Annotated in this window: 22 protein-coding genes; 8 read left to right on the forward strand and 14 right to left on the reverse strand. The window is 61.0% G+C overall.

Annotated features, from left to right (window positions below; all coding sequences use genetic code 11):
- Nucleotides 1-30 precede the first annotated feature (30 nt).
- The 7 genes from NA645_RS13175 (at nt 31) to NA645_RS13205 (ending at nt 6991) form a co-directional block, all read left to right on the forward strand.
- Nucleotides 31-699: an HNH endonuclease gene (locus NA645_RS13175; protein ID WP_256049217.1), complete on the forward strand. Its 669-nt coding sequence runs from the start codon at nt 31-33 to the stop codon at nt 697-699.
- Nucleotides 699-1103: a hypothetical protein gene (locus NA645_RS13180; protein ID WP_256049218.1), complete on the forward strand. Its 405-nt coding sequence runs from the start codon at nt 699-701 to the stop codon at nt 1101-1103. The genes NA645_RS13175 and NA645_RS13180 overlap by 1 nt, the downstream gene beginning before the upstream one ends.
- Nucleotides 1104-1612: 509 nt before the next feature.
- Nucleotides 1613-1993 (forward strand): tautomerase family protein, encoded by a 381-nt coding sequence (locus NA645_RS13185; protein WP_256049219.1) that lies wholly within the window; start codon nt 1613-1615, stop codon nt 1991-1993.
- Between the two features lie 200 nt (nt 1994-2193).
- Nucleotides 2194-3384, forward strand: a complete 1191-nt coding sequence (nirJ, locus tag NA645_RS13190; RefSeq protein WP_256049220.1) for a heme d1 biosynthesis radical SAM protein NirJ — start codon at nt 2194-2196, stop codon at nt 3382-3384.
- Nucleotides 3385-3463: 79 nt separating this feature from the next.
- Nucleotides 3464-4300 (forward strand): uroporphyrinogen-III C-methyltransferase, encoded by an 837-nt coding sequence (gene cobA / locus NA645_RS13195; RefSeq protein WP_256049221.1) that lies wholly within the window; start codon nt 3464-3466, stop codon nt 4298-4300.
- On the forward strand, nt 4291-5811 hold the full coding sequence (locus tag NA645_RS13200) for a nitrite reductase (protein WP_272892061.1): 1521 nt from the start codon (nt 4291-4293) through the stop codon (nt 5809-5811). The genes cobA and NA645_RS13200 overlap by 10 nt, the downstream gene beginning before the upstream one ends.
- Nucleotides 5812-6130: 319 nt before the next feature.
- Nucleotides 6131-6991, forward strand: a complete 861-nt coding sequence (locus NA645_RS13205; protein ID WP_256049222.1) for a LysR family transcriptional regulator — start codon at nt 6131-6133, stop codon at nt 6989-6991.
- Between the two features lie 126 nt (nt 6992-7117).
- Here NA645_RS13205 and NA645_RS13210 read toward each other — a convergent pair whose 3' ends face one another.
- The 14 genes from NA645_RS13210 to NA645_RS13275 form a co-directional block, all read right to left on the reverse strand.
- Entirely contained in the window at nt 7118-8257 is a 1140-nt protein-coding gene (locus tag NA645_RS13210) for an HPP family protein (RefSeq protein ID WP_256049223.1), read from the reverse strand.
- A 207-nt stretch (nt 8258-8464) separates the two neighbouring features.
- On the reverse strand, nt 8465-9583 hold the full coding sequence (locus NA645_RS13215) for a methyl-accepting chemotaxis protein (protein ID WP_256049224.1): 1119 nt from the start codon (nt 9581-9583) through the stop codon (nt 8465-8467).
- 15 nt (nt 9584-9598) lie between these two features.
- Nucleotides 9599-10342, reverse strand: a complete 744-nt coding sequence (locus NA645_RS13220; RefSeq protein ID WP_256049225.1) for an SDR family NAD(P)-dependent oxidoreductase — start codon at nt 10340-10342, stop codon at nt 9599-9601.
- 121 nt (nt 10343-10463) lie between these two features.
- Entirely contained in the window at nt 10464-11654 is a 1191-nt protein-coding gene (locus NA645_RS13225) for an NnrS family protein (protein ID WP_256049226.1), read from the reverse strand.
- 1181 nt (nt 11655-12835) lie between these two features.
- Nucleotides 12836-13018, reverse strand: a complete 183-nt coding sequence (gene tatA / locus NA645_RS13230; protein WP_423836579.1) for a twin-arginine translocase TatA/TatE family subunit — start codon at nt 13016-13018, stop codon at nt 12836-12838.
- Between the two features lie 28 nt (nt 13019-13046).
- Nucleotides 13047-13595: a nitrous oxide reductase accessory protein NosL gene (locus NA645_RS13235; RefSeq protein WP_256049228.1), complete on the reverse strand. Its 549-nt coding sequence runs from the start codon at nt 13593-13595 to the stop codon at nt 13047-13049.
- A 25-nt stretch (nt 13596-13620) separates the two neighbouring features.
- Entirely contained in the window at nt 13621-14448 is an 828-nt protein-coding gene (locus NA645_RS13240) for an ABC transporter permease (protein WP_256049229.1), read from the reverse strand.
- Entirely contained in the window at nt 14445-15371 is a 927-nt protein-coding gene (locus NA645_RS13245) for an ABC transporter ATP-binding protein (RefSeq protein WP_256049230.1), read from the reverse strand. The genes NA645_RS13240 and NA645_RS13245 overlap by 4 nt, the downstream gene beginning before the upstream one ends.
- Nucleotides 15368-16687, reverse strand: coding sequence for a nitrous oxide reductase family maturation protein NosD (locus NA645_RS13250; RefSeq protein ID WP_256049231.1), 1320 nt, complete (start codon nt 16685-16687; stop codon nt 15368-15370). Before NA645_RS13250 ends, NA645_RS13245 begins: the two co-directional genes overlap by 4 nt.
- Nucleotides 16688-16928: 241 nt before the next feature.
- The gene (nosZ, locus tag NA645_RS13255; RefSeq protein ID WP_256049232.1) at nt 16929-18830 is read right to left on the reverse strand and encodes a TAT-dependent nitrous-oxide reductase; all 1902 of its coding nucleotides are present in this window, start codon (nt 18828-18830) and stop codon (nt 16929-16931) included.
- A gap of 56 nt (nt 18831-18886) precedes the next feature.
- On the reverse strand, nt 18887-21004 hold the full coding sequence (gene nosR / locus NA645_RS13260) for a transcriptional regulator NosR (protein WP_423836580.1): 2118 nt from the start codon (nt 21002-21004) through the stop codon (nt 18887-18889).
- 455 nt (nt 21005-21459) lie between these two features.
- Nucleotides 21460-22710 carry an acyl-CoA dehydrogenase family protein gene (locus tag NA645_RS13265; protein WP_256049235.1) on the reverse strand — a complete coding sequence of 417 codons (1251 nt, stop codon included), beginning with the start codon at nt 22708-22710 and terminating at the stop codon, nt 21460-21462.
- A gap of 286 nt (nt 22711-22996) precedes the next feature.
- Nucleotides 22997-23437: a CopD family copper resistance protein gene (locus NA645_RS13270; protein WP_256049236.1), complete on the reverse strand. Its 441-nt coding sequence runs from the start codon at nt 23435-23437 to the stop codon at nt 22997-22999.
- 84 nt (nt 23438-23521) lie between these two features.
- Entirely contained in the window at nt 23522-23872 is a 351-nt protein-coding gene (locus NA645_RS13275) for a hypothetical protein (protein WP_256049237.1), read from the reverse strand.
- Nucleotides 23873-24063: 191 nt separating this feature from the next.
- Here NA645_RS13275 and NA645_RS13280 point away from each other — a divergent pair, with 191 nt between their 5' ends.
- Complete coding sequence (locus NA645_RS13280; RefSeq protein ID WP_256049238.1) at nt 24064-24465, forward strand: DUF488 domain-containing protein; 402 nt, start codon at nt 24064-24066, stop codon at nt 24463-24465.
- The last annotated feature ends 7 nt before the right edge of the window (nt 24466-24472 follow it).

The following is a 24472-nucleotide window of genomic DNA, read 5'->3' on the forward strand; positions in this document are numbered from 1 at the left end:
CACTGTTAAGTTTTAGAGGGTTCATCGAGCATGGCAATTAGCGAAGCAGACGGTAAATTGCTTTGGGGTAGAGCAGCGGGTATATGCTCAAACCCTTCCTGCCGGACTGACTTAACAGCGATTTTGCAAGAGTCGAATAGTTACAACGTTGGTGAGATGGCCCACATAATAGCAAGAAGTGAAGATGGGCCGCGAGGAGAGGAAGGAGGTGGTTCAGATAAGTATCCTAACCTTATTCTTCTTTGTCCAACTTGCCATAGACATATCGATAAATCACCTGAAGGCACGTTTACCATAGAGCAGCTTCATCAGTGGAAAAGCGATCATGAGTATGCAATCAGACTCAGAATGAGTGAGGTTGTTTATGAGAGTGTCGATGAGCTGAAGGGTAAAGTATCAAAACTCCTGATGGAGAATAATTTGATCTGGCAAGAATATGGCCCTCAGTCAAAAATTGCTCAAGAGGACCCTGGATCTAATTCATACAAAATATGGAATTTGCGAAAGCTAGACACGGTGATTCCCAATAATCAAAAGATTGTCAATATGGTTGAGGCGAACATGAAGCTTCTTGATTCCGATGATTACAAAGCCTTTCTTTTGTTTAAAAATCATGCAACCTCCTTTGAGGCGAACCAGTATTGTCGCATGTCTAGCTATGCTTTATTCCCTGAAGTGTTTTCGGAGAGATTTGAATAATGGCAAATGGAAGCAATGAGTGGGGAACTCCCTACTGTGATATTACATTTTTAGATCGCCTATTAAGGACTCACCAAAATGTTTCTGCCGTGAGCAGATCAAATGACATTCTTTTTTCCGTATCGCGAGTTCAGCAGGGAGACACGCTGAAAGTACTTTGTCTTAGGCAATATACTATGGGGCGAACCATGGTTGATAGGGCAATAGATGAGTTTGGCGAATTAGATATTATCTATATAGGTGGAGGGTGGAATGGCTATCAATCTGAAGCCAAAGATCTCTGCCTAGATTCCCATATTGGTCTTTATGTAACAGATGAAATGTCTGGAGCTCTGTGGCGCGATGATTATTGGAATTATCAGAAAAAAGATAAAGACGGCGATCCAATTACGTTTAGAAGGTAAGTCAGAGATATTTGGAGTCTTTGGTTTCGGATCATTTTTTCGGCGTGATAGTTTTAATGATATAGATTTACTTGTTGTGGTAGACGACCATTGTGACTATCCCCTTCAAGTCTTTTATGACGTGAAAAATATCTTGGACGACATCGGGTTGGAATTTGGCATTGCAATTGACATTACATATCTTTCATATAGCGAGTACTCGCGTAAGCCATTGCGGGAGTCAGACAATTTGGTGCCAATCATCGAAACAAAAACTTAACAAAGCGTTGATAGAAAGGGGACAGATTTATTTTTGAATCTCCCGGCTCGGCATAAATAAACCTGTCTTCGTCTCTGTGCTGCTGGCCGTTAATTGGAGGGCGTACTCTTGGCCAGCAAGTACGTGCTGCAAGAGAAAGTAGCACCTGCGTCAGGCACCTCAGCCAGTCGCTGCAGGTCTAACAAGGCTTCAAGCCACACCGCTTATCGGCACGGCCTAGTTCAGACGTTAGACCTCGCAGGAGAAGACAATGCCCCTCGTGACACTTACGGTCCTTCGCCCGAAGTCTGGCGCGTTCAAGGACTCGGTTCTGCAGGCAGTGCACGATGCCTTGGTCAGCGTCGGGGTGCCTGAAACCGATCGATTTCATCGCGTGCTTGAGTTGTCGGAAGAAGACTTTCGCTTCGATCGCCATTACCCGGACGTTCAAGGCAGTCGAACCGATGACTTCGTGCTCATCGAGATCCTTTTGTCCGCCGGGCGCAGTGTCAAGGTGAAGAAACAGTTCCTGGCGCACCTGATGGCCGGTCTCAGCTCGGCGGGGCATAACCCGGAGAACGCAATGGTGGTGTTCAAGGAAACGACCTGGGAAAACTGGGCGTTTGCGGGAGGCCGCCAGATCCACGTCTAGGACGAGCGACCAGAACGGCGCTGCCCTTTTACAGCTTATCGCCCCTTCAGCTCGGCCGGGATCGCTATGCACACGGGCCCTCACCCAACGATTCCGCCCTATCCATCGGACTTTTGTTTCCGGTCAAGGTCACCCCGCCCCACCTCGGCGATTCTCCCACGCAAAGGAGGCCTGTTCGGTCTCTGGCGAGGAGATACCGCATGCTGCGAATCAGCCATTACCTGCGTGCCCTGGCCCGGCCGACCCTGCCGGTGCTGGGCGCCCGCAGCGCCGGCGGCACACGCCCGCCGGTGGTCATCTGGAACCTGCTGCGGCGCTGCAACCTGACCTGCAAGCACTGCTATGCCACCTCCGCCGACAGCGAATTTCGCGATGAGCTGGATACGGCCGAAGCCCTGAAGGTCATCGATGATCTGCACGACACCGGTGTGCGTGTGCTGATCCTTTCCGGTGGCGAGCCGCTGCTGCGGGACGACATCTTCGAGCTCTCCGCCCATGCCCGCGAAAAGGGCTTCTTCGTGGCGCTGTCGACCAACGGCACGCTGATCGACGAGCGCAATATCGAGCAGGTGGCAGCGGCGCAGTACGACTATGTCGGCATCAGCATCGACGGGCTGGAGGCGGTGCATGACGAATGGCGCCAGCTCAAGGGCAGCTTCGTCGCCTCGATGCACGCCATCGACCTGTGCCGCCAGCACGGCATTCGCGTCGGGTTGCGCACCACCCTCACGCAGAACAACTATCCGCAACTGCCCGCCCTGCTGGCGCTGATGCGCGAGCACGACGTGCAGAAGTTCTATCTCTCGCACCTGAACTACAGCGGGCGCGGCAAGCGCAGCCGCAAGGCCGACGCTCATCACCAAATGACCCGCGATGCCATGCGCCAATTGTTCGAGCAGGCCTGGGACGACGTGCAGAACGGCCGTGAGACCGATTTCGTCAGCGGCAACAATGACGCCGATGCGATCCTGCTGCTGCAGTGGGTCGAGGAGCGCCTGCCGCAGCATCGCGACCGCCTGGAGCAGATGCTGCGCGCCTGGGGCGGCAATGCCTCTGGCAACGGCATCGCCAACATCGACAACATCGGCGATGTGCATCCCGATACCTACTGGTGGCAGCACACCGTTGGCAACGTGCGCCGGCAGCGCTTCCGCGAGCTCTGGCTGGACAAGCCCGAGCCGCTGCTGCGCGAACTGCGCCAGCACCCTCGCGCCGTGGGTGGGCGCTGCGCCGAATGCCGCTGGCTGCCGATCTGCAACGGCAACACCCGTACCCGTGCCTGGGCCGCGGGCGATCTGTGGGCGGAAGACCCCGGCTGCTACCTGAGCAACGAGGAAATCGGGTTGCCGCTTCCCGTACGCATCCCCAGCGTGGAAATCAGTGCCCTGTAAATCAGCAACCCCCAGCGGTCGTCAGAACCGTACTCAGCCAAGCGCAACCGTCAACCTGATGAGAATCACAGGAGTCCGCATGGACCAGCCAATCACACTCCCCGCTTCGCTGAGCGCCGCATTCGCCCCTGGTGAAGTTGCCCTGGTCGGAGCCGGTCCGGGAGATCCGGGCCTGCTCACCTTGCGCGCCTGGTGTCTGCTGCAGCAGGCCGATGCGGTGGTTTACGACCGCCTGGTCAGCAAGGACCTCATGGACCTGCTGCCGGATACCTGCAGCCGCCATTACGTCGGCAAGACCAGCGGGTACCACAGCCTGCCGCAGCCGCACATCAATCAGCTGCTGGTGGATTTAGCGCTGCAGGACAAGCGCGTGGTGCGCCTGAAGGGCGGCGACCCCTTCATCTTCGGCCGTGGCGCCGAGGAGCTGGAATTCCTGCTCGAACGCGGCATCGACTGCCAGGTGGTGCCCGGCATCACCGCTGCCGCCGGCTGCAGTACCTATGCGGGAATTCCCCTGACGCACCGCGATCTGGCTCATTCCTGCCAGTTCATCACCGGCCACCTGCAGGAGAACGGCGAGCTGCACCTGCCTTGGACGGCCTTGGCCGAAAGCAACCAGACCCTGGTGTTCTACATGGGGCTGGCCAGCCTCGGCGAGATTTCGCGCAACCTGATCGCCGCCGGCCTGCCGGTGGATACGCCTGCCGCGCTGATTGGCAATGGCACTCGTCAGGATCAGCAGGTGGTGCGATGCAGCCTCAAGCAACTGCCGACGATGGCCGAAGAGCAGCACCTGACCCCACCGACGCTAACGGTGATCGGCAAAGTGGTCGGGCTGTTCGAAGGCCGGCAGGTCGAGTATCCCGCGCGCCTGCACAGTGAAGTCGCCAAACAATCGGAGGCCCTATGCGGCTGATTGCTACGTTATTGGTCGCCGCCGCCCTGCCCGCCGCCACCTTCGTCGCGCTCGACATGGCGATTCCACGCGCCGCTGCCGCCGAGGCAACCGATGCCCATGCGCTCTACCAGCAGCACTGCCAGAGCTGCCATGGCGTCGATCGCCTCGGTGGCGCCGGCCCTGCGCTGTTGCCGGAGAGTCTTGGTCGGATCAAGCCGGACGAGGCGCGCAAGGTCATCCGCGCCGGTCGCCCGGCCAGCCAGATGGCGGCCTATGCGACGGTACTCGACGAGGCGCAGATCGACAGTCTGGTCAGCTACCTCTATCAGCCCGCCGCCGTACCGCCGACCTGGAGCGATGCCGAAATTCGCGCCAGCCATCGGATGCTGGCGGATGTCACTCCACTGCCCGACAGCCCGCAACATGACGCCGACCCGCTCAACCTGTTCGTGGTGGTCGAGGCCGGCAATCATCACGTGCGCATTCTCGACGGCGATCGCTTCGAGGAGCTGGCTAATTTCCCCTCGCATTTCGCCCTGCACGGCGGACCGAAATTCTCCCCCGACGGGCGCTTCGTCTACTTCGCCTCGCGCGATGGCTGGGTCAGCGTCTACGACCTACATAACCTGACGATGGTCGCCGAAGTCCGCGCTGGGCTGAACACCCGCAACCTGGCCGTGAGCAACGACGGCCGCTGGGTGCTCGTGGGCAATTACCTGCCAGGCAATCTGGTGCTGCTGGACGCCCGCGACCTGTCGCTGGTCAAACACATTCCCGCGGTGGGCCTGGACGGCACGCCATCACGGGTCAGCGCCGTGTACACCGCGCCGCCGCGCGACAGCTTCGTGGTCGCACTGAAGGATGTGAAGGAGGCCTGGGAGCTTTCCTACGCCGGCGAACCGGACTTCGAACCACGGCGTATCGAAGCCGCGGATTTCCTTGATGACTTCTCTTTCACGCCCGACTATCGCCACCTGCTCGCCACCTCGCGCAAGGCCCACGGCGGCCAGGTGATCGACCTCGACACCGGCAAGGCCGTCACCAACATTCCGCTGCCCGGCATGCCGCACCTGGGCTCGGGCATCTACTGGAGGCGCGGTGGCGACTGGGTGTTCGCCACCCCGAACGTCAGCAAGGGCCTGATCTCGGTGCTCGACATGAACAGCTGGGAGCTGATCAAGGAAATTCCCACCGAAGGTCCGGGGTTCTTCATGCGCAGCCACGAGCACTCGAAATACGCCTGGACTGACGTCTTCTTCGGCCCCGACAACGATGCCGTGCACCTGATCGACAAACAGACTTTGGAAGTCGCCCACACCCTGCGCCCGATGCCCGGCAAGAACGCCGCGCACGTGGAGTTCACCAGGGACGGCAAGCACCTCTTGCTAAGCGTCTGGGACACCGACGGCGCGCTGATCGTCTACGACAGCGACACCCTGGAAGAGATCAAGCGCATCCCGATGAACAAGCCCTCCGGCAAGTACAACGTCGGCAACAAGATCGAATTCGCCGAAGGGACATCGCATTGAAAGCGAAAGACGAAAAAGCGCTGAAGGATGGAAAGCTGGGCGAGAAACCGTGACGTTGTCGGACGGCGTTTCGATTCAGCCCGTCCGTGTGATCCCGGTACCTCGTTTTTGGTGGGCTGAAGCCCACCCTACAGGCTTGGACGATACCGTAGGGTGGGCTTCAGCCCACCGGTGTTTTCACAGCGTTGGCAACAGGTGGATTCGCCAAGGGAACATCGAATTTAGGCCGGCCCGCCCTACGCCAGCGCTCTTATTGCTTATATCTTCAGCTTTTCATCCAAAAGTGCTCTCATAACAATTTTTCTGATACGAGCATTCCATGGATATCGATCTCGCCCGTACCTTTCTCGAGATCATTCGCAGTGGCAGCTTCGTGGCCACGGCTGAAAGGCTGCACATCACGCAAACGGCGGTGACCGCCCGGGTGCGCAGTCTGGAAACCCAGCTCGGCTGTCGGCTGTTCATACGCAACCGCGCCGGCGCGCGGTTGACCAGTGATGGCGAGCGCTTCGTCACCTATGCCACGCAGCTGGTGCAGACCTGGGAAACCGCGCGGCGGGACCTGCCGTTGCCGCGCGGTTTCGACAATCTGTTGTCGCTCGGTGCCGAGGTGAGCCTGTGCAACCCGCTGATGCTCGCCTGGGTCCAGCGCCTGCGCCAGGAAATGCCTGATCACGCGCTTCGCAACGAAGTGGACAGCGGTATCGCATTGCAGAAGCAACTCGACCTCGGCGCCCTGGACGCGGCGCTGGTGCATCAGCCCGAATACTGGCCGGGCTTGCAGGTCGAGCAGCTTCTTGAGGAAAAGCTCATTCAGGTCGAGCACTGCACTCTTGCCGAGCCCTACGTCTATGTGGACTGGGGACCTGCGTTTCGCCAACAGCACGATCTCGCGCTGCCGAGCCACATCCGCGCGGCAATGTCGTTCAGTCTGGGACCGCTGGCGCTGCAATACCTGATGCAATGCGGTGGTCGTGGCTACTTCCGCACGCGGGTAGTGCAGCGTTATCTGGACGAAGGCGTTCTGAGGCGCGTCGAGCGCGCGCCGGAATTCAGCTATCCCGTCTATCTGGTGTATGCGCGCGCGGCGCAGTCGCCAGCATTGTTCAAGGCGATCGAGTTGCTGCGTGAAGTGGCCGAGGACGACTACGACTGGTCACGCTGGAACTACCAGATCTGAGCGCCGGATGCCGGGGGTCAAGCCCCCAGCCGCACCACCTTCCGTAGGGCCGAATTTATTCGGGCACAGCCACGCACCACAAAAGGCCGAACACGTTCGGCCCTACGGCATCACCGAACACCGCTCCTAGTCAGGCAGGTGTTTAAGCCAGTTGCGGTAGAGCGCGGCGATCAGGTCGGTCTGGGTGATCATGCCCACCAGGCGCTGTTCCTCATCCACCACCGGCAAGCAGTGCAGCCCCCGATCGGACAACAGGAACACCAGATCGACCATATGCGTGTCCTTGGTCACCGACACCACCGGGCTGCTCATGATCGCGCTCAATTGCACGCCGCGAAGAAACTTGAGCTGGCCGAAGTTGATGCGCGCCGGCGCCGGGCGGAAGTGCTTGAGCAGGTCGACCAGAGTGACGATGCCCACCAGCTTGTGGCTGTCGGCCTGCAGCACTGGCATCGAATGCAGACGATGCTCGCGCAGGGTCTGCCAGGCGCGCTGGATCGAGCAGTCCGGCGTACTCCAGTAAAGGTCGCGGGACATGATGTCGGCTGCGGTGATCTCGCCCATGCTGCGTCGCAACGCGTGCTTTTCGGTCTGTTTGATCAGCTGCGCGAGGTCGTCGCGCGTGATGTCCACGTACTCGCCGAAGTCCGCCAGCGCCTGCTCGACGTCATCCTCGCTGAAGCTCATGCGCTCGCTGGGCAGGGCGTCTTGTGTGTGATGAATATTGCCCTTCTGCGGACGCGGCTTCGGATAGGCATGCCCGCTGAGGTTGTTGTAGATCAGCGCAACCGCGACCAGCAACGCCGAATTGAACGCCACCGGATAGAGCAGTTGAAAACCGTACGCATGAATGTCCGGACTGCCCACCACCGCGACCAATGCCAGCGCTGCGCCGGGCGGATGCAGGCAGCGCAGGCCGAACAGGCAGAAGATCGCCAACGCTCCGGCCAGACCGGCGGCGGTCGCGATGGGCACGTCGCTGATACCCAGCGCCACGCCGATGGCGGTCGCGAACAGATTGCCGGCCAGCACCGACCATGGCTGGGCAAAGGGACTCGACGACGCGACGAACACCAGCACCGCCGATGCGGCTGCCGGTGCCGCGAGAGGCAGGGCGATCGAGGCGCCGAATATCCAGGCACTGACGGGTATCGTCACCAGCAGTGCCAGGCCGATACCCAGCGCGGCGCGCAGCCATTCAGCGGGACGCGCGGACAATGGCGCGGGCGCAAAAGACCGGCACCAGTCGAGAAGGCGTTCTTGCATTGTTTCTGCTTTGGTTGGGAGGTTGTTTCGCCAGCCAGCGGCGCTCGCTGCTAGCTGTGTGACGGTAGACCGGCGCGCTGAAAAGTCGCACCGATCACATGGCGCGCGACATTGTCGATGCGCCGCCAACGCATCGCCAATGAATAGTATTGGATTGCACCTGCAATATTTTTGCAGCAAGCGCGTGACAGGCCGTGCTCGGTCCCGTTACGACGCCTCGGTTACTGGCTGAGCGGCCATCTCATGGGCCCGAATGAGCGCTGCGACAATGCGCATCACCTCCAGGTTGGCCTCCTCCATCCTGCTCAAGTACGTGAGTGTATCTTCCAGCGCATGCCGGCCGAACGCATCGAGCGCCTGCTGTCCCTGGTGATGCACGGCCATATGGGGCCGCTCGATCTGCTGAAACTGCTGCAGCCGGTGCATGTCTCGATTGCTCTGGGCGTAATACCAGCGCCCGAAGCGACACTCGCGCTCGCTGGGCAGAGCCGACAGCCTTGGGTCGCCCGAGCCGAGCACATGGTTATAGACGACGAACTTCAGCGACAGCTCATCGAGGTTGGCCAGTTCGACGCCGGCACGGAACGATGAATGCTCGATGCCCTGACGCATGGCGCCCGCCAGTTGATGAAGCTCTCGCATGGCCGCGACTGCACGTTCAGTGGTTCGGCTGAAGCCCTGGGCCAGTTCGCCTTGCAGCTGGATGTAGTCGTGCACATGAGCGATCTCGCGCTGGACCTCGGCAATCTTTCGCACGATATCGGCGGTGGCCAGCGCGGTCTTTTCCGCCAGCGTTCGTACCTCACCGGCGACCACGGCGAAGCCGCGACCGGACTCCCCGGCCCGCGCCGCCTCGATGGCGGCATTGAGCGCGAGCAGGTTGGTTTGACTGGCGATGCCGCTGATGAGATCGACGATGCCATTAATCTCCTGCGAGCGCTGCGCGAGGGTGTCGACCTTGTGTGACGCCTGGTTGAGGCCGCTTTCCATGTCGATGGCCTTGCTGCGCAGCTCACCGAAATGCTGCTGGTTGCTCAGCGCCGCGTCGGCGACCTGCTCTGCGCGATCGCGGTTATCGCCGAGCCGACCCGTGAGGTATTCGAATGAATCGCCCAGGTGCGCCACCGAAGCACTGAAGCGCACCAGGTTGCCGGCCACGCCGCGGTAATAGTCCAGCTGGCGTTGGCCCGCGGCGCTTTCGGCTCTGGCCTCCGCCAGTTGCTCTTCCAGCGCCGCGATGCGCGCGGCCTGATCGGCACAGGTGCGCTGCAGGTGATCGCGCTGTTGCTGAAGATCCTGGGCAGTCCGCTTCCATTTGAACAACATCGTCAGCCTCGCGGTTCAGTTGATGGTGTAACCGTTGTCGACGACCCAGTCCTGGCCGTAAACGCCACGGGCGCCCTGCGACAGCTGGAACAGAATGACATCGGCAACCGCTGAAGCCTCCAGGAAATGTCCGGGTAACAGCCGTTTGCTGACGCCTTCGGCGACCTGTTCGAGCTGCTCGTCGGCCAGCCCCAGCGTGCCCCAGATCGCCGTCGCGGTTGGCCCCGGCGAAACCACATTGATGCGTACGTCCAGCGGCGCGAGCTCTACCGCCAGCGTGCGCGCCTGGGCGATCAGCGCGGCCTTGCTGGCGATATAGGCGGCAAGCCCGGGAAAGGTGCCGCGCGCCAGGAAGGTGCCAACGAAGACCACCGAAGCCGGCTTGGCCAGTTCGGTACGCAGCGCCGCCAGGGTGTTCAGCGCGCCCGCGCCGTTGATGGCCCACTGCCGATCGAAACAGGCCATGTCCAGGCTATCGCCCAGCTCCGCGATGCCAGCGTTCGGCACCAGATAGTCCACCGGCCCGAGCGCAGCGGCGCGGTCACGCAGCGCCCGCAGATCGTCGGCTGAGGTCACGTCGCCAGGCATCCAGTGCAGGTGCTCGGGATAGGTTTCCATCAATTGCCCGAGGCTGCCGAGCGTGCGCGACAGGGTCAGCACGCGGGCGCCACGCTGCAACAGCGCCGCGCACAAGGCCAGACCAATCCCCGAGCTGGCGCCAGTGAGGACGGCCAGGCGGTCTTTGAATTCACTTTTCATCATCCCTCTCCGATGCCGGCGTCCGCCGAGCCGCAGGCTGCCCGTCCCGGATGTGGGCAGGCAGCGTTTTCTCTGTTGAACAAGTCAGTAGGTGAACAGGCAATGCCTTATGCGACAACAATCAGCCCGGATGGCCATCGACCCGCGCACTGAGCAGCATCGGCGCATAACGCCAGGCGTAGAGCGCGAAGGCCAACGCCCAGCAGATTGCTGCCAACCAGAGGCCCGTCACCGGCCATTGACCGGAAAGGAACACCCGCGAGGCCGCGCCAAGGTTGAACAGCACGAACGCGCCGACGATGCCACTCGGCAGCTGCAACGGCCGGCCGGTGTGGCCAAGCGTGACGCGGGCGATCATCGCCAGGATCAGGCCGCTCATGGAGCCCACCGATAGCGCATGCAACGAAGGGCTGGAGCTGTCCAGCAGACCGAAATTCCACAGTGCCAGTCCCGCCGCGGCGACCACCAGCCAGAGCATCGCCACATGCAACGACCAGAGCAGCGGCACGCGCCAGATACCGCCGTCATACCAGCGCACCAGCCGCAGCAGATGGCCGGCGGCGATGGCCAGGAACAACACGCCGATCAGCAGGTGCTGTTGCAGCGCGACGCCTACGGCATAGAGCACGGCGATCAGGCCGGTGCCGATCAGCAGCGCCACATCCAGCCAGACCCAGGGCTTCACGGCTTCGGTGTGGCCGAGGCCGCGCTGCGTGAAGAAGGGGATTACGCGTCCGCCGATGATGGCCATCAGCGCCGCCACCAGCCACAGCCCGGCGAGAATGCCCTGGCGCTGTAAACCGTCATCACCCAGGGCGATACCGCAGAGCACCAGCACATCGGCGCCGATCATCAGGGCGAGTACCGCGACGATCGGGTAGTTGCGCTTCTGCCGGACCACCCAGAGCATGCGCGCCATCAGCCCGGTTACGCCGAGCATGAACAGCAGGTCCAGCGGGATCACCAGCGCCAGCGGCAGGCCGAACAGCCAGCCCAGTCGCGCCAGCAGCCAGACGGCGGCGAGCGCCATCAATTTATTGCCGGAGACGCTGGGTTGGCCGGTCCAGGTTTGCCCTGCAGTGAGCAGGAAGCCGGCAACGATGGCCATGGCGAAACCGAACAGCATTTCGTGGCGATGCCAGGACAGCCAGCCGCCGGTTGGCTGAAAACCGGGCCAGATGCCCGTCCAGGTGGCGACCCAAAGCGGAATCGCGAGCATGGCGAAGAGGCTGCCGGCGAGGAAAAACGGGCGAAAGGCGAGCCGCCACAGAGGCGGAATACTCAGGGCTTTTCGCCGATCGATAACTTGCACAAAGGCCTCCTGATCTTCTTCGTGTCCGCCCGGCGGAATGAAGTCTGCCGGGCAGAACCGTGATCGCTCCGATATCGCGGAGCCAGGATTACTTTCTACAGGTTAGAAGGCTCCGACAGACTTGATTGCGATCATCTTTTTGCCGAGCCGCCTCGGTGCCGACGATTGGCAGGGCTTCAGGGCCCGGACGTAGGGGCGTCAGGTTGGGGTTCCCGTGCGTGAGCGTGATGTCAGCCGTATCGCTTATTTCAGGTTCATTGCGCTTTTTCGGGAAACAAGGATTGAGGTCGGACTGGCGAGTTTGGGTGTGTTGAATGAAGGTTTGGGTTCATATGCGTTTATGGAGTTGCTTGATGGCTTGGTTTCGCCCTGCTGGGCGAGTTCCTTTTGGCAGTCGCCCGGATGGCCGGCCCCGCCAAAAGGAACCAAAAAGTCTTGCCCCGACATACGGCCCTGCGCTTCGCTCCGGGTTCGTTCGCGCCATCGTCGCTCCAGGGGCCGGCTTACAAGGGCCATCCATGGCCCTTTAAGCCTCTCGCCGCATCCATGCGGCTCGCTCCCTTCCGCAACGATGGCGCTCACCCTCCTGAAAGGGGCGATTGGTGTCGCCTGTTAGCTCATGCACAAAAAAGCGAAGCCAAAGCGAGGCCGAGTTTCTAATAACCTTCAGGCGACTCGGACCCGGTCCCCTTCAGGAGGCCGAGTGAGGTGCCGCTCGTCCCCCTGCGCAACGCCTGTTTTCGGCCTCCTGAAGGGGATTCAAGGCCGAGTCGTCTGGAAGTTCTCTAGCAGCGATAGAAGCAAAGCGCTTTGCTTGTTCACATGCACGGCCTATCAGGCGACGCGAAATGCCCCATCAGGAGGGTGAGCGGAATTGTCGTGGAAGGGGTTGAGCGGCATGGATGCCGCGAGAGGCGCGATGGGCCATGGATGGCCCTTCGCGCCGTGCCCCTGGAACGGCAATTTCGCGAACGAATCCTGCGCGAAGCGCAGGGCCGGATGCAGGGGCAAGCGTTTTTGGTTACTTTTTTCGCGATTGAAAAAAGTGACTCGCCTAGCAGGGCGAAACCAAGCCATCAAGCAACTCGATAAACGCTTATAAACCCAAAACATCCATTCAACACACCCCAACTTGCCAGCCCAGCGCCCAGCGCCCATGCCTCATGAGATACAAAAAACCCTTATTTCAACTCTTGCTTGACCGCATCACCCTGCGTTGCGCTTTCCCCATCGTTCATGGATTTGCGAAAGCCGCTAATGGCGCCACCCAGATCAGAGCCAAGGCCGCGCAGACGCTTGGTGCCGAACAGCATCACCACGATCAGCAACACGATCAGAAGCTGCCAAATGCTGATACCCATCATTTTTCATTACCTCGTTAATTTAGTCGGCCTAATGACCGGCGTGAGCGTTGTGATCGGACATGTCCTGATGCATGCCTGAGGATTGCTGAAGCACCGACTGATCGATCTCCTCGAAACGCAGCACCCGCCCACCCTGTTCGGCGGCCAGTTTCTGCGCGGCCGCCTCTTCGGCGAACGTCGCCAGCACCGCACCCATCGCGCCTTTGAGCCCAGTTCCGGCCACGTAATAAGCGCTGGTGGCGTCGATCAGATATTCATCATCCGGCTGGTCCCAGCTGCTGCCGCCCATGTCGTGCACATACAGCTTGGCGTTCAGCACGCGGTTTTCCGGCTGCAGCCACCAGCCGAGCATCTCAGCGGTAGAACAGAACTTCCGTACCCCACCCTTCTCCACCGCCTGGCCCTTGGGGCCAGGGAAATCAGCGATGACCATGCCGCAGACATGGCACTCGTCGTCGGCATGGAAAGCGACCGGCTCCAGTGCCTGCTCGGTCTGCTCGGCTTCGTTGCAGCCAACCAGGCCAAGCAGAAGGATGGCAACCAGCGCTTGAGAAGCCCGTACATATAACGCATTCATCATTGCAGTTCCTTTAACGGAAAGATCAGGCCAGACGACGGCGGAAAATGGCATAGGCCGCCAGCAGCGACAGACCGGCCCAGGCCAGCAGGCACAGCCAGAGCACCGCGGCGGGTACCGGCAAATCGCTGCCCAGCGACAGCACGCCCATAGCACCACCGCCCTCGAAACCGGACAGGTTGATCAGCCGGTAGATATCGGTGGGGTTCAGCAGTAGCAGCCAGGGCAGCAGTTCGGGGCTGAACTTGCCCTCGCTGAGCACCAGCAGCGCCAGCAACACCAAGTCGAACACCAGCACGAACAGGAACCAGATCCCCAGCGCCAGGCCCGCGGCGCTGGATTTCTCGTTGACCTTGCCACTGAGCACGTAGGCCATCGCCAGGAACACCCAACCCAGCAGCGTCGAGGAAATCATGAAGCGACCGAAGGCCCAGAGCAGCAGGCCCAGCTCGATGTCCTCGACCAGCAGGGCGATGGCCAGCGCGGCGCCGCCGAAACCGATCAGCACTGCCAGGCCGAGAATCAGCCCGTGGCCGACGAACTTGCCGAGCAGGATCTGGCCGCGCCCCAGCGGATAGGTCAGCAGCAGCATCAGCGTGCCGCCTTCGTCCTCGCCAACGATGGCGTCATAGGCCAGCAGCAGCGCGATCAAGGGCATCAAAAAGGTGGCCAGGCTGGCCAGGCTGGCGATGGTTGCCGGGATCGAAGTGAACCCCACCTGCCCCGAGGCGGCCGCGCCGAGCCAGGCGATACCCACGGCCAGTACAGCGAACAACAGGCTGATGGCCAGCAGCCAGCGGTTGCGCAGGCCATCACTGAGTTCCTTGCGAGCGATGTTCCAGACCTGGTTCATGCTCTGCCCTCCGCGGCCTGCACATCGCCGGCGCTCTCCATGTAGTAGCGATACAGATCCTCCAGCGACGGCTGGTGGATCTCCACATCGTCAGGTTCGCTTTCCCCGAGCAGTTCACGCAGCAAGGGAAGCTTGTGACCGTTGATGGCGATCACCTCGACGCCATCCTCGCCATGGCGCTGCGCCGCGTGCCCGGCGCTGTTCCAGCGATCCAGCCAGGCCTCGCTCTGGCTGACACCACTGGCGCGGATGCGCACCGGTAGACCGGCTTCACTGCGCAGCTGCTTGAGGCTGCCAACCGCTTGCAAACGCCCCTTGGCAAGAATCGCCGCGCGGTTGATATGCGCCTCGACGCCGGGCAACACGTGGGAGCAGAGGATCACGCTGGTGCCGGTCTGACGCAGGCGGTCGACCAGCAGGTAAAGCTCCTGGGTCGCGATGGGGTCGAGCCCCACGGTGGGTTCGTCGAGCAGCAGCAGCCGCGGCTCGCCAAGCACCGCTTGCGCCAGGCCGAGGCGCTGGCGCATTCCCTTGGAGTAGGTTTTTACGCGGCGGTCAGCGGCGTGGGCGAGGCCGACCTGCTCCAGCAGGTCATCCACCTGGCCCAGCGGCGTGCTCTTCAGGCGCGCAAAATGGCGCAGGGTTTCACGACCGCTGAGCTGCGGATAGAAGGTCACGTTTTCCGGCAGATATCCGAGGTTGCGGCGCACGTCGGTGGTGCGCGGGTCGCGCCCCAGCACCTGTACGCGCCCCTCGCTGGCCTGCAGCAGGCCGAGAATCAGTTTCATGCTGGTGGTCTTGCCGGCGCCGTTATGGCCGAACAGTCCCAATACCTCGCCTTCGCCGAGGCTCAGATTCAAATCGTGCAACACGGTCATGTCGCCGTAACGCTGGCTGACGCCCTGGATCTCGACGGCATTCATGAGTGGGGCCCCTGCGTTGTGTTCATCAGTTCCTCGGTAGCAGCCTCGGTTGGCGGCTTCATCAACGGATGGCTGTCCTGCACCCCCGGCGACTTGATCACCGGAAACGCACGCTGCACCCAGCGCAGCACTTCGATACTGGGGCTGTTCATCAAGAGCCGAACCTGCGGGTACATCCACAGCAGACGGTCGACGTTGTCGTTGGGCTCGTAGGCAATGTCGCCCAGACCGTCATCATCACGATCCCAGCCCAGGTAATCGCTCCAGTAGTTGCCGCGCCCGTCGACCGACCATTCCTGGGTACGCACGGCCACGTACTTGACCTGCTGCTGGTTACCGACGAAGGCGTTACCGACGATGCGGTTGTTCTCGGAGCCTGCGGTCAGGTGGATGCCCAGCTCGCTGCGCTGGAATTGATTGTTCTCGATGGCGTTGAACAGCGAGTTGTAGATGAACAGCGCCTTGCCCTCGCCGCCGCTGATCATGCTGTCGCCACCAGTGTCACCGCGCTCGACGTCGGTGACGACGTTGTCCTTGAGGGTCGAGTAGGTGATGTAGTTCATCAGGATCCCGTAGTTCTGATCCTGCTCGGAGCGGTTGCCGATCACGGTCAGCTTGCGGCTCTGCATCAGCGCGTAGCCGGTGCGGGTGCGGCGGGTGACGTTACCGATCACGCGGTTCTCGTGGGAGAACATGTAGTGCACGCCGTAGCGCAAATCCTCGAACAGGTTGCGCTCGATGCTGTTGCCGTTGGAGTTGTCGATGTAGATGCCGTCGCGAGTGTTCCGGACATGGTTACCGAGCACCCGGGCGCCTTTCACCGAAAACAGGTGAATGCCGTTGCCGCGATCCTGGGAGCGCAGGGTCGAGTCGCCCTCGACGCGGTTGTCTTCGATCAGCAGATTCTGGCTGCGATCGGCCCAAATACCGAAACCCGGACCCTGCAGGCGGTTGTTGCGGATCACCGTATCGTTGGCGTTGGGCTCGATGAAGATCGCCGCGTTCATGTCGGTCAGATTGCGGCCCCAGTTGCGCAGTTCGCAGCCGTCTATGTTCACGTTCGGTGCGCGTAGGGTCAGCACGTTACCTTGGCCTAGCGCGTCGATCACCGCGCCTGGCGCACAGTGCAGCGTCAGCGGCTGATCGATGAAAAATTGCCCGGTGTATTCGCCAGCGGGCAGCGTCCAGCGGTTTTCTCCTTGCTCCAGGGGCAGCGAGGTGATGGGTTGCGGTTCCGCCAGCGCGACTCCGGGCAGCGATAGCAATATCGAGAGTGCCAAGAGAGGTAGCGGGTGGGTGACCTGAAATCTGAGCACTGCGTTTACCTTCTCCGGTTCCCAGGCAATCGTGCGGCTGTCGGATGCTCGCTGGTCCGCTATTCGCGAGCGGGCTCGCTCCTACAAAAACCTCGGTGGCATACCACCGTCCTGTAAGCGCGGGCCGACTCGCGAATGGGCCAGCAGCGTCGCCTGGTTCGCCAGCGAGCTGGCTCCTACAAAACCCGGCGGTACACCGTCCGCCCTGTAGGAGCGAGCTTGCTCGCGAATGGCCTTCCGCTTACGCCGGCTCGACCAGCATGCGACCGACCATTTCCATGTGCAGCGCGTGGCAGAACCAGCTGCAGTAGTACCACTGCACGCCGGGCTTATCAGCGACGAAGGTGATGGACGAAGTCTGCTGCGGGCTGATCTCCATGCTCGCACCGTGGTTGGTCATGACGAAGCCGTGGGTCACGTCCTCGATCTGGTCGATGTTGGTGATGGTCACGGTGACTTCATCACCCTGCTTGACGGTGAACTCATTGAGGCCAAACGCCGGCGCCATGGAGGTCATGTAGACGCGGACCTTGTTGCCGTCACGGATGACCTTGTTGTCGGTATCGAGGTTGATGCCGTCCTTCTTGGCCCGCTCCACCGTCGGCGCGAAGAAGGGATCGTTGCGCTCCCAGATCTTCTTGGTACGGATCTGGTCGCGGCGTACCAGGATGCAGTCGTGCGGCTCGGCGAAGGTCGGGCCGTCATGCACCAGCTTCATCTCGTCGCCGGAAATATCGATCAGCTGATCGTTCTCCGGATGCAGCGGGCCGACCGGCAGGAAGCGGTCCTTGGAGAACTTCGACAGCGCGATCAGCCACTTGCCGTCGGCTTCGCTGGTTTCGGTCAGGGACGCATGGATGTGACCCGGCTGGTAGTGCACATCCAGCTTCTGTTTGATGTAGTTGACCTTCTCGCCCTTGTAGGCGCGCACGGCCTCTTCGATATTCCATTTGACCACCTGGCTGTCGATGAACAGAGTGGTGTAGCCATTGCCGCGACCATCGAAAGTGGTGTGCAGCGGGCCGAGGCCCAGCTCCGGCTCGCCGACGACCACGTCGCGCGGGTCGCTCAGCTTGCCGTCGAACAGGTCAGGCAACTTGTCGATGGCGATAATGGTGGCGGTCGGCGACAGCTTGCCGTTGGCGATGAAGTATTTGCCGTCCGGCGAGGTATTCAGGCCGTGCGGGTTTTTCGGCACGGGGATGTAGCGCGTCAGTTTGGAGCCTTCGCGACCATTGACCACCGGCACCTTGGAGTCGCCGAGGGTGATGAAATCACCGGCCTTGACCGCCGCCTCGATGGCAGGAATATCGAAGACCACCACCCAGTCGCGCTCCAGGCGCATCATGCCGCCCAGGTCGAAGGCTTTCTCGGCGTTGTAGCAGGTCGAAGCGGTGAAGCGACCGGTGTAGTCCATGTCGGTGTTATCGAGGTTACCGTCGACAATCACCTGGAAGGCCATCTCCATGGTTTCCGCGTCGATCGCGTTGTACATGGTGTAGCTGTTCTCACCTTGCAGATCGAACGTCGAGCCGTCGTTCGGATGCGGGATGATGAACTCGGCGTTGGCAAAGACGTATTTGGTGTGCGGCACTTTCTGCAGGCGCAGACCATGGATCGCCTGGACGTTCGGCACGGTGAGCATCTTGTCGCATTTCATGACATCGAGGCGGATACGCGCGACGCGGCTGTTGGCCTTGTCGTTGATGAACAGATACTTGCCGTCGTACTTGCCATCGGTCATGGAGATGTGTGGGTGGTGGCAATCACCGTTGAGGAACTTGGCGCTCTCGCCCATGATGTGACGGCTTTCGTTGGTCAGACCCCAGCCGGTGGCCGAGTCGACGTTGAACACCGGGATACGCATCAGCTCGCGCATCGAAGGCACACCCATCACGCGCACCTCGCCCTGGTGGCCACCGCTCCAGAAGCCGTAGTACTCGTCCAGCTCGCCTGGCCCGACGTGGATCTTAGATTGCGCATCCTTCGCCGCAGCCGCGAAGGATTCACGCGTCATCACTGCGCCGCCGAACGCCGTAGCGGCAACCGCCGCACCGGTCATTGCCGTCGCACCCAGGAAGCCGCGGCGGCTCAGACCGCTTTTTTCCAGCCCCTCGGTGTTGCCTTTTGCCTTGTCGCTCATGGTCTGCTCCTTTCGGGATGTAATGTCCAACAGTCAAATGAAGGTGTGTGTCTGGTTCAGGGTTCCACGACTTGCACGGGGATCAGCCGGGGACCGGCCGGCGCTTTCTTGCCGCGCTTGGCGCGTTTGTTCTTGGCGATCAGCGGTGGGCATTTGTTTTCGTTGAAGTAGGTCATCTGGCAATCCAGGCAGTAGTGGCATTCGTTGTGGTTGATATGCCCATCCGGATGAATCGCCTGCACTTCGCATTCGTTGGCGCAGAGCTGGCAGGGGTTGCCGCATTCCTTGCGCCGCTTGAGCCAGTCGAACAGGCGGAAGCGACCGGTGATCGCCAGCCCCGCGCCCAGCGGGCAGACGTAGCGGCAGAAGACCTTGCGGGTAAAGATGTTGATCACCAGCAAGAACACGGCGTAGGCGACGAACCACCACTGACGGTCGAACCTGAGCGTGATCGCGGTTTTGAACGGCTCCACCTCGGCGGCCTTCTCGGCCATCGTCATGGATTCCAGCGAGATGCCGAACAGCACCAGCAGCACGATGTACTTGATCGCCCAGAGTCGCTCGTGAACGGTGAAGGGAACGTCGTACTGGGGAATCTTTAGCTTGCGTGCAGCCTCGTTGATCAGCTCCTGCAGCGCGCCGAAGGGGCACAACCAGCCGCAGAACACGCCACGCCCCCAGAGCAGCAGGCTCGCGGCGGTGAACGTCCAGAGGATGAAGATCACCGGATCGGTCAGGAACAGCTCCCAGCGGAAGTCTTGCACCAGCGCATGAACGAAGGTCAGCACGTTGACCACCGACAGCTGCCCCAAGGCATACCAGCCGATGAACACCACGGTGAAAATCAGATAGCCATGGCGCAGCATGCGCAGGAAGCGTGGATGCCTGGCGAAGGTGTCCTGCATGAACAGGATGACCGTCAGCAGCGCCAGGGCGACCAGAATCACGCCGATCTGGAAGCTCTTCTGGTACCAGATATTGACCCACATCGGCCGGCTGGCCTCTTCGATGGCGGCCAGCTCCTCGGCGGTCGGCTGTGGCCGCTCGATATAGTCTTCGGGAATCTGATAGGGCAGTTCGAAGCTGGTGAAGATGCCGTCCACCGGACCGGTCTGACGACGCACCAGCAGCTCGAGCGTCCACGGCGTACCCGGATCGAACCCAATCTGCTCGCGGATGATGAAGATCGCCATTTCCTTGAAGTCTGGAATGCCTTCGGCGAACACATCGTTGAGTCGCTGATAGTCCATATCCCGGAAGCTGAGGATGTTGCCGAACTGGCGTACCTGCACCCGATCGAAGATGCCGCCACGCACATAGCCCGAGCCCTTGAAGGAATATTCGCCGCTGCCCAGCACGGCGATGGCGTGTTCGCCCGGCTTGAGGTCTTCCATCAGGAAGCGGTACTGGTTGTCACCCAACAGGTTGCGGCCGATGGTCGGCGGGTTCAGGTGGGCGGTGTAGAGATCGATGAAGGTCTCGCCGACTTCCTCGGCGGGCGCCTCGTCGATGCCTTCTGCCTCGGTGCCCTTGAAGGCCTCGTTGATGTCGCCATTGGTCAGATGCAACCGACGAATCGCACCGTTGCCGGTCAGTTCCGCCCAAGTGGCGGGCTGGTAGACGTCTTCGCGGACGATGGCCGGCTTCTGCCTGGCGTCGAGGTTGCTCTTGACCAGGCCGAGAGACGCCGCCACTTCATGGGCCGAGCGCATGACGATTTCGTTGACCACCATCACGGTCACTGTGGCGCCCGTCACGGCATCGACGGTCACCGCGCTCTTGTCGCTGGAACGCCCCACCACCACACGCTGATCGGCCTTGACCCCGGCGTATTTGGCGGTGAAGTCATGCAGCTTCTGCTCGGGAATACCGATCAGCAGGATGGGCTCGTGGTGCTCCAGTACGTAGGCATCGACGATCAGGCCGTCACGGTCGAGCAACACTTGAATGTTCATCGGCTTGCCGGAGTACGCCGGCATGTCCGTGACGTTGATGCTCTGGAACGCGTAGCCGTAGACGGTGCCCACACCATCGGCGAGGGTGCGCACCTGATAATCGCCTTCGGGCTCGGATAGCTGGGTGACGTTCGGGAAAAACAGCTCGATGCGTTGCTGCTCGGCTTCGTACTCTTTGGCTTGCAGCGTGAAGCTGCAGACCATGAGGAGCACTGCCATCAGCAGGTACGCCCCCCAATTGCCGGCGATAACGGACCTACTGCGTTGGGGTTTCATGAGCGCTACCGCTTCCGATAAGGAATATAGGAAGCATGGTAGTGACGCTGCCCTGACCTACCCTTGACCGCGATCAACCTTACCGCTGACGACTGATTTCATTGAGCCATGTCAACGATGCGCCTAGTGCCCTCTATTACTCCAAAACCTAAGCGATTTGCCCCGCGTCCATGACGTGCAGACTCCGGCAGATACCGTGCCCCACGACACGGCACCCCTCCTTGCATTACGGGCTATAGAACCTCCGAAGGGTTGCATCGGAGGGCCCAACGGAACCGCTCAATGCCGGACAGGCGGCGTGAGATAGCGATTATTCGCGAGCAAGCTCGCTCCTACGGGTAATGCGCGGTCGCACACTTGTAGGAGCCAGCTTGCTGGCGAAGCGCTTATGGCAAAGCTCAGCGTCGACCGGGCGGCGTTAGGTAAGCAGCAGTGGCGCCGCGATTCGCTTCGCTGGCCTTGATTTCCATCTTGGCGATGCTGCGCAGATGAACCTGATCCGGGCCGTCGGCGAAGCGCAGGGCGCGGCCACCGGTCCACATGTCCGCCAGTGGTGTATCTGGGGTCAGACCCATGGCGCCGTAGACCTGAATGGCGCGGTCGACGACGCGGGTGTGCATGCGCGGCACCAGCGCCTTGATCATGGAGATTTCCTTGCGTGCCGCCTTGGCGCCCACTTCGTCGATCATCCAGGCGGTCTTGAGCACCAGCAGCCGCGCCTGTTCGATCTCGATGCGCGACTCGGCGATCCAGTCGGCGACATTGGCGTATTGATGCAGATACTTGCCGAACGCCTTGCGCTCCTGGCACCGCTCGACCATCAGCTCCAACGCCAGCTCGGCCATGCCGATCGAGCGCATGCAGTGATGAATGCGCCCCGGCCCGAGGCGCGCCTGGGCCATCATGAAGCCGTCGCCCTCCTTGCCCAGCAGGTTGCGCGCCGGCACCCGCACGTTTTTAAACAGCAGCTCGCTGTGGCCTTCCGGGGCGATGTGGTTCATCACCGGAATGTTGCGCACCAGCTCGACGCCGGGCGTGTCGAACGGCACCAGGATCATGCTCTGCTGGTGATGGGTTTCCGCATTGGGGTCGGTCTTGCCCATCACGATCAGCAGCTTGCAGTTGGGGTGCGAGGCGTTGGTGATGAACCACTTGCGGCCATTGATGACGTAGTCGTCGCCATCGCCGCTGATCAGCGTCTGGATGTTGGTGGCGTCGGATGAGGGCACGTCCGGCTCGGTCATGGCGAAGGCGGAACGAATCTGGCCTTCGAGCAACGGCTTGAGCCAGCGCTCGCGCTGCTCCGGCGTGGCGAACAGGTGCAACAGCTCCATGTTGCCGGTGTCCGGCGCGTTGCAGTTGAACACCTCGGACGCCCAATGCACGCGACCCATGATTTCCGCCAGCGGCGCGTATTCGAGATTGCTCAGGCCCATGCCCGGCTCGTCCTCGCGCAGCGACGGCAGGAACAGGTTCCACAGTCCTTCCGCACGCGCCAGCGCCTTGAGGTCTTCCATGAAGGACACCGGATACTGGCCGGCCGCGACCTCCTCATGCCAGGCACCGATACGCGGCACGATGTATTGATCCATGAAGGCGCGCAGCTGCTGGCGCAGGGCCTCCACACGCGGGCTGTAGGCGAAGTTCATACGGCACCTCTGCTGGTCGTCGATGCGCTCACCTTAGACCTGGCAGCCGGGAAGGCAACGAAGGTACAGCCGCTGAATCGGGACCAATCAGCGACACGCAGAGCACCGCCAACGTTGACCAACGTCATCCTTCGTCCGCTGCGAACCTGCTACGGCCTGTCTCGGCATTGTCGTTCGCGGTGAACGACGGAAGCGCCTTCGGCGATTCCATCCTACAAACCGCGATTTCAGTCAACGTAGATTGGATTAGCCGACGGCGTAATCCAACAATCGAAGGCGTACTCCACTACCAATGCAGATAAAACATCCCCTTGGCCAGCAACACGATGCAAACCATCTGCAGGAAAATCGCCCAATGAATGTGCCGATAACGCACCGGTGTCATGTGGCCGCTACGCAACAGCATGGCGACCATGCCGAAGGTGAAGAACACACCGATCGCCAGCAGGATTTTCAGCGAGAGCAAGGTTGCGAAGCTACTCGCAAACGGGCTGGCCAGCGCATGGCGGTGATGCCAGGCCAAACCGATGCCGGCGCCATAGACGAATAGCACAACCCAGTGCAGCACCACGCGCAGGCGCGCACCGACTGCCTTGTCGACGCTCTGCATCAGATTCGGCTCGATCTGCTGGCGAACCTGGTGCAGCACCAGGACTTCGACGAACAACGCGCCGATGAAGAAAATCGCCGCCAGCAGGTGAATCACATGCAACAGGGAATAGCTCATTGCGGCTCCTTCGGTTCCTGCCGGCCAGTTTAGGATCTGTCTCCGCTTCGCTGTAGTCGCTTACGGCATCGACGACGACCGTACTCAGTGATTCAGCGCCGTCAGCTTGGCGCCATCACGCTCGACGTGCTGCCCGACAACGAAGCCATTCGCCGAGCTCCGCACTCGGGACTGGCTGCCATCTTCGGCCTCGATTACGTAGAGCGTCTGATCGAGACCGGCCGCCTGCTGCGCTCCCTGACCGACGAAATAACCCAGCCCGCCGCCAATCAACGCGCCGATCGGTCCGGCTGCCGCGCCCAGCATGAAACCACTGAGCCCCCCAAACCCGCCGCCCACGATTCGATCCTGGCGAGCCTCCACGACTTCATCGGCACCGACCAGCGTACTGGTCAACAACATTGCACCGGCAACCAAAGCGACTAGATTCTTCATGTGATGCTCCTTTATATACGCGTTATGTTTCCTTACCTTAGTCATGAAGCGTGCCGGATTTTTAGCCTTATCAATCAACGAGATAAATTCTTATAGGTCAATTAAACCCAAGCGATAAAGGTATTTTTTACTTGCGTTCGAGTATTTTTCACCCCGCTCAGATGGGCTCAGAACGCTGAGGAGCCAGCCGGATGATTTTCTGCAAACGCGCCTACGACCCGTGCGATGCCAGCGATGGCCATCGCGTATTGGTCGACCGCCTCTGGCCTCGAAATCTTCGCAAGGAAGACCTGCCTCTGGACAACTGGCTGCGAGAACTGGCGCCTTCCACAGAGCTGCGCCAGGCGTTCAAGCATGAAGGGCTAAGCTTCGAAGCCTTTCGTGAGGGTTATCGCAAGGAGCTGGCCGCCCATCCGGAGCATTGGTGGCCGTTGCTGGATATCGCTATGAAGGGTCCGCTGACACTGCTCTACGCCGCTCGCGACGAGCAGCAGAACAACGCGCGGGTATTAGCCGAATGGCTGGAGGAAGAATTAGAGCGACGCGGTGCGCCGAGCTCGCCGACGTGCTATGCCGGCGAGCGGATGTCGTGAGGGCCGT

The organism is Stutzerimonas stutzeri (assembly GCF_024448955.1).
Classification (GTDB): Bacteria; Pseudomonadota; Gammaproteobacteria; order Pseudomonadales; family Pseudomonadaceae; genus Stutzerimonas; species Stutzerimonas stutzeri_AQ.

What these genes read in the sequence shown, in the direction of transcription:
- nosR (WP_423836580.1), bottom strand. Translation starts at nt 21,004, where the DNA reads ATGGCAGTGCTCCTCATGGTCTGCAGCTTCACGCTGCAAGCCAAAGAG.
- NA645_RS13245 (WP_256049230.1), bottom strand. Translation starts at nt 15,371, where the DNA reads ATGAATGCCGTCGAGATCCAGGGCGTCAGCCAGCGTTACGGCGACATG.
- cobA (WP_256049221.1), top strand. Translation starts at nt 3,464, where the DNA reads ATGGACCAGCCAATCACACTCCCCGCTTCGCTGAGCGCCGCATTCGCC.
- nirJ (WP_256049220.1), top strand. Translation starts at nt 2,194, where the DNA reads ATGCTGCGAATCAGCCATTACCTGCGTGCCCTGGCCCGGCCGACCCTG.
- NA645_RS13235 (WP_256049228.1), bottom strand. Translation starts at nt 13,595, where the DNA reads ATGAATGCGTTATATGTACGGGCTTCTCAAGCGCTGGTTGCCATCCTT.
- NA645_RS13175 (WP_256049217.1), top strand. Translation starts at nt 31, where the DNA reads ATGGCAATTAGCGAAGCAGACGGTAAATTGCTTTGGGGTAGAGCAGCG.
- NA645_RS13220 (WP_256049225.1), bottom strand. Translation starts at nt 10,342, where the DNA reads ATGAAAAGTGAATTCAAAGACCGCCTGGCCGTCCTCACTGGCGCCAGC.
- nosZ (WP_256049232.1), bottom strand. Translation starts at nt 18,830, where the DNA reads ATGAGCGACAAGGCAAAAGGCAACACCGAGGGGCTGGAAAAAAGCGGT.
- NA645_RS13275 (WP_256049237.1), bottom strand. Translation starts at nt 23,872, where the DNA reads ATGAAGAATCTAGTCGCTTTGGTTGCCGGTGCAATGTTGTTGACCAGT.
- NA645_RS13200 (WP_272892061.1), top strand. Translation starts at nt 4,291, where the DNA reads ATGCGGCTGATTGCTACGTTATTGGTCGCCGCCGCCCTGCCCGCCGCC.
- NA645_RS13205 (WP_256049222.1), top strand. Translation starts at nt 6,131, where the DNA reads ATGGATATCGATCTCGCCCGTACCTTTCTCGAGATCATTCGCAGTGGC.
- NA645_RS13215 (WP_256049224.1), bottom strand. Translation starts at nt 9,583, where the DNA reads ATGTTGTTCAAATGGAAGCGGACTGCCCAGGATCTTCAGCAACAGCGC.
- tatA (WP_423836579.1), bottom strand. Translation starts at nt 13,018, where the DNA reads ATGATGGGTATCAGCATTTGGCAGCTTCTGATCGTGTTGCTGATCGTG.
- NA645_RS13270 (WP_256049236.1), bottom strand. Translation starts at nt 23,437, where the DNA reads ATGAGCTATTCCCTGTTGCATGTGATTCACCTGCTGGCGGCGATTTTC.
- NA645_RS13265 (WP_256049235.1), bottom strand. Translation starts at nt 22,710, where the DNA reads ATGAACTTCGCCTACAGCCCGCGTGTGGAGGCCCTGCGCCAGCAGCTG.
- NA645_RS13240 (WP_256049229.1), bottom strand. Translation starts at nt 14,448, where the DNA reads ATGAACCAGGTCTGGAACATCGCTCGCAAGGAACTCAGTGATGGCCTG.
- NA645_RS13210 (WP_256049223.1), bottom strand. Translation starts at nt 8,257, where the DNA reads ATGCAAGAACGCCTTCTCGACTGGTGCCGGTCTTTTGCGCCCGCGCCA.
- NA645_RS13180 (WP_256049218.1), top strand. Translation starts at nt 699, where the DNA reads ATGGCAAATGGAAGCAATGAGTGGGGAACTCCCTACTGTGATATTACA.
- NA645_RS13185 (WP_256049219.1), top strand. Translation starts at nt 1,613, where the DNA reads ATGCCCCTCGTGACACTTACGGTCCTTCGCCCGAAGTCTGGCGCGTTC.
- NA645_RS13280 (WP_256049238.1), top strand. Translation starts at nt 24,064, where the DNA reads ATGATTTTCTGCAAACGCGCCTACGACCCGTGCGATGCCAGCGATGGC.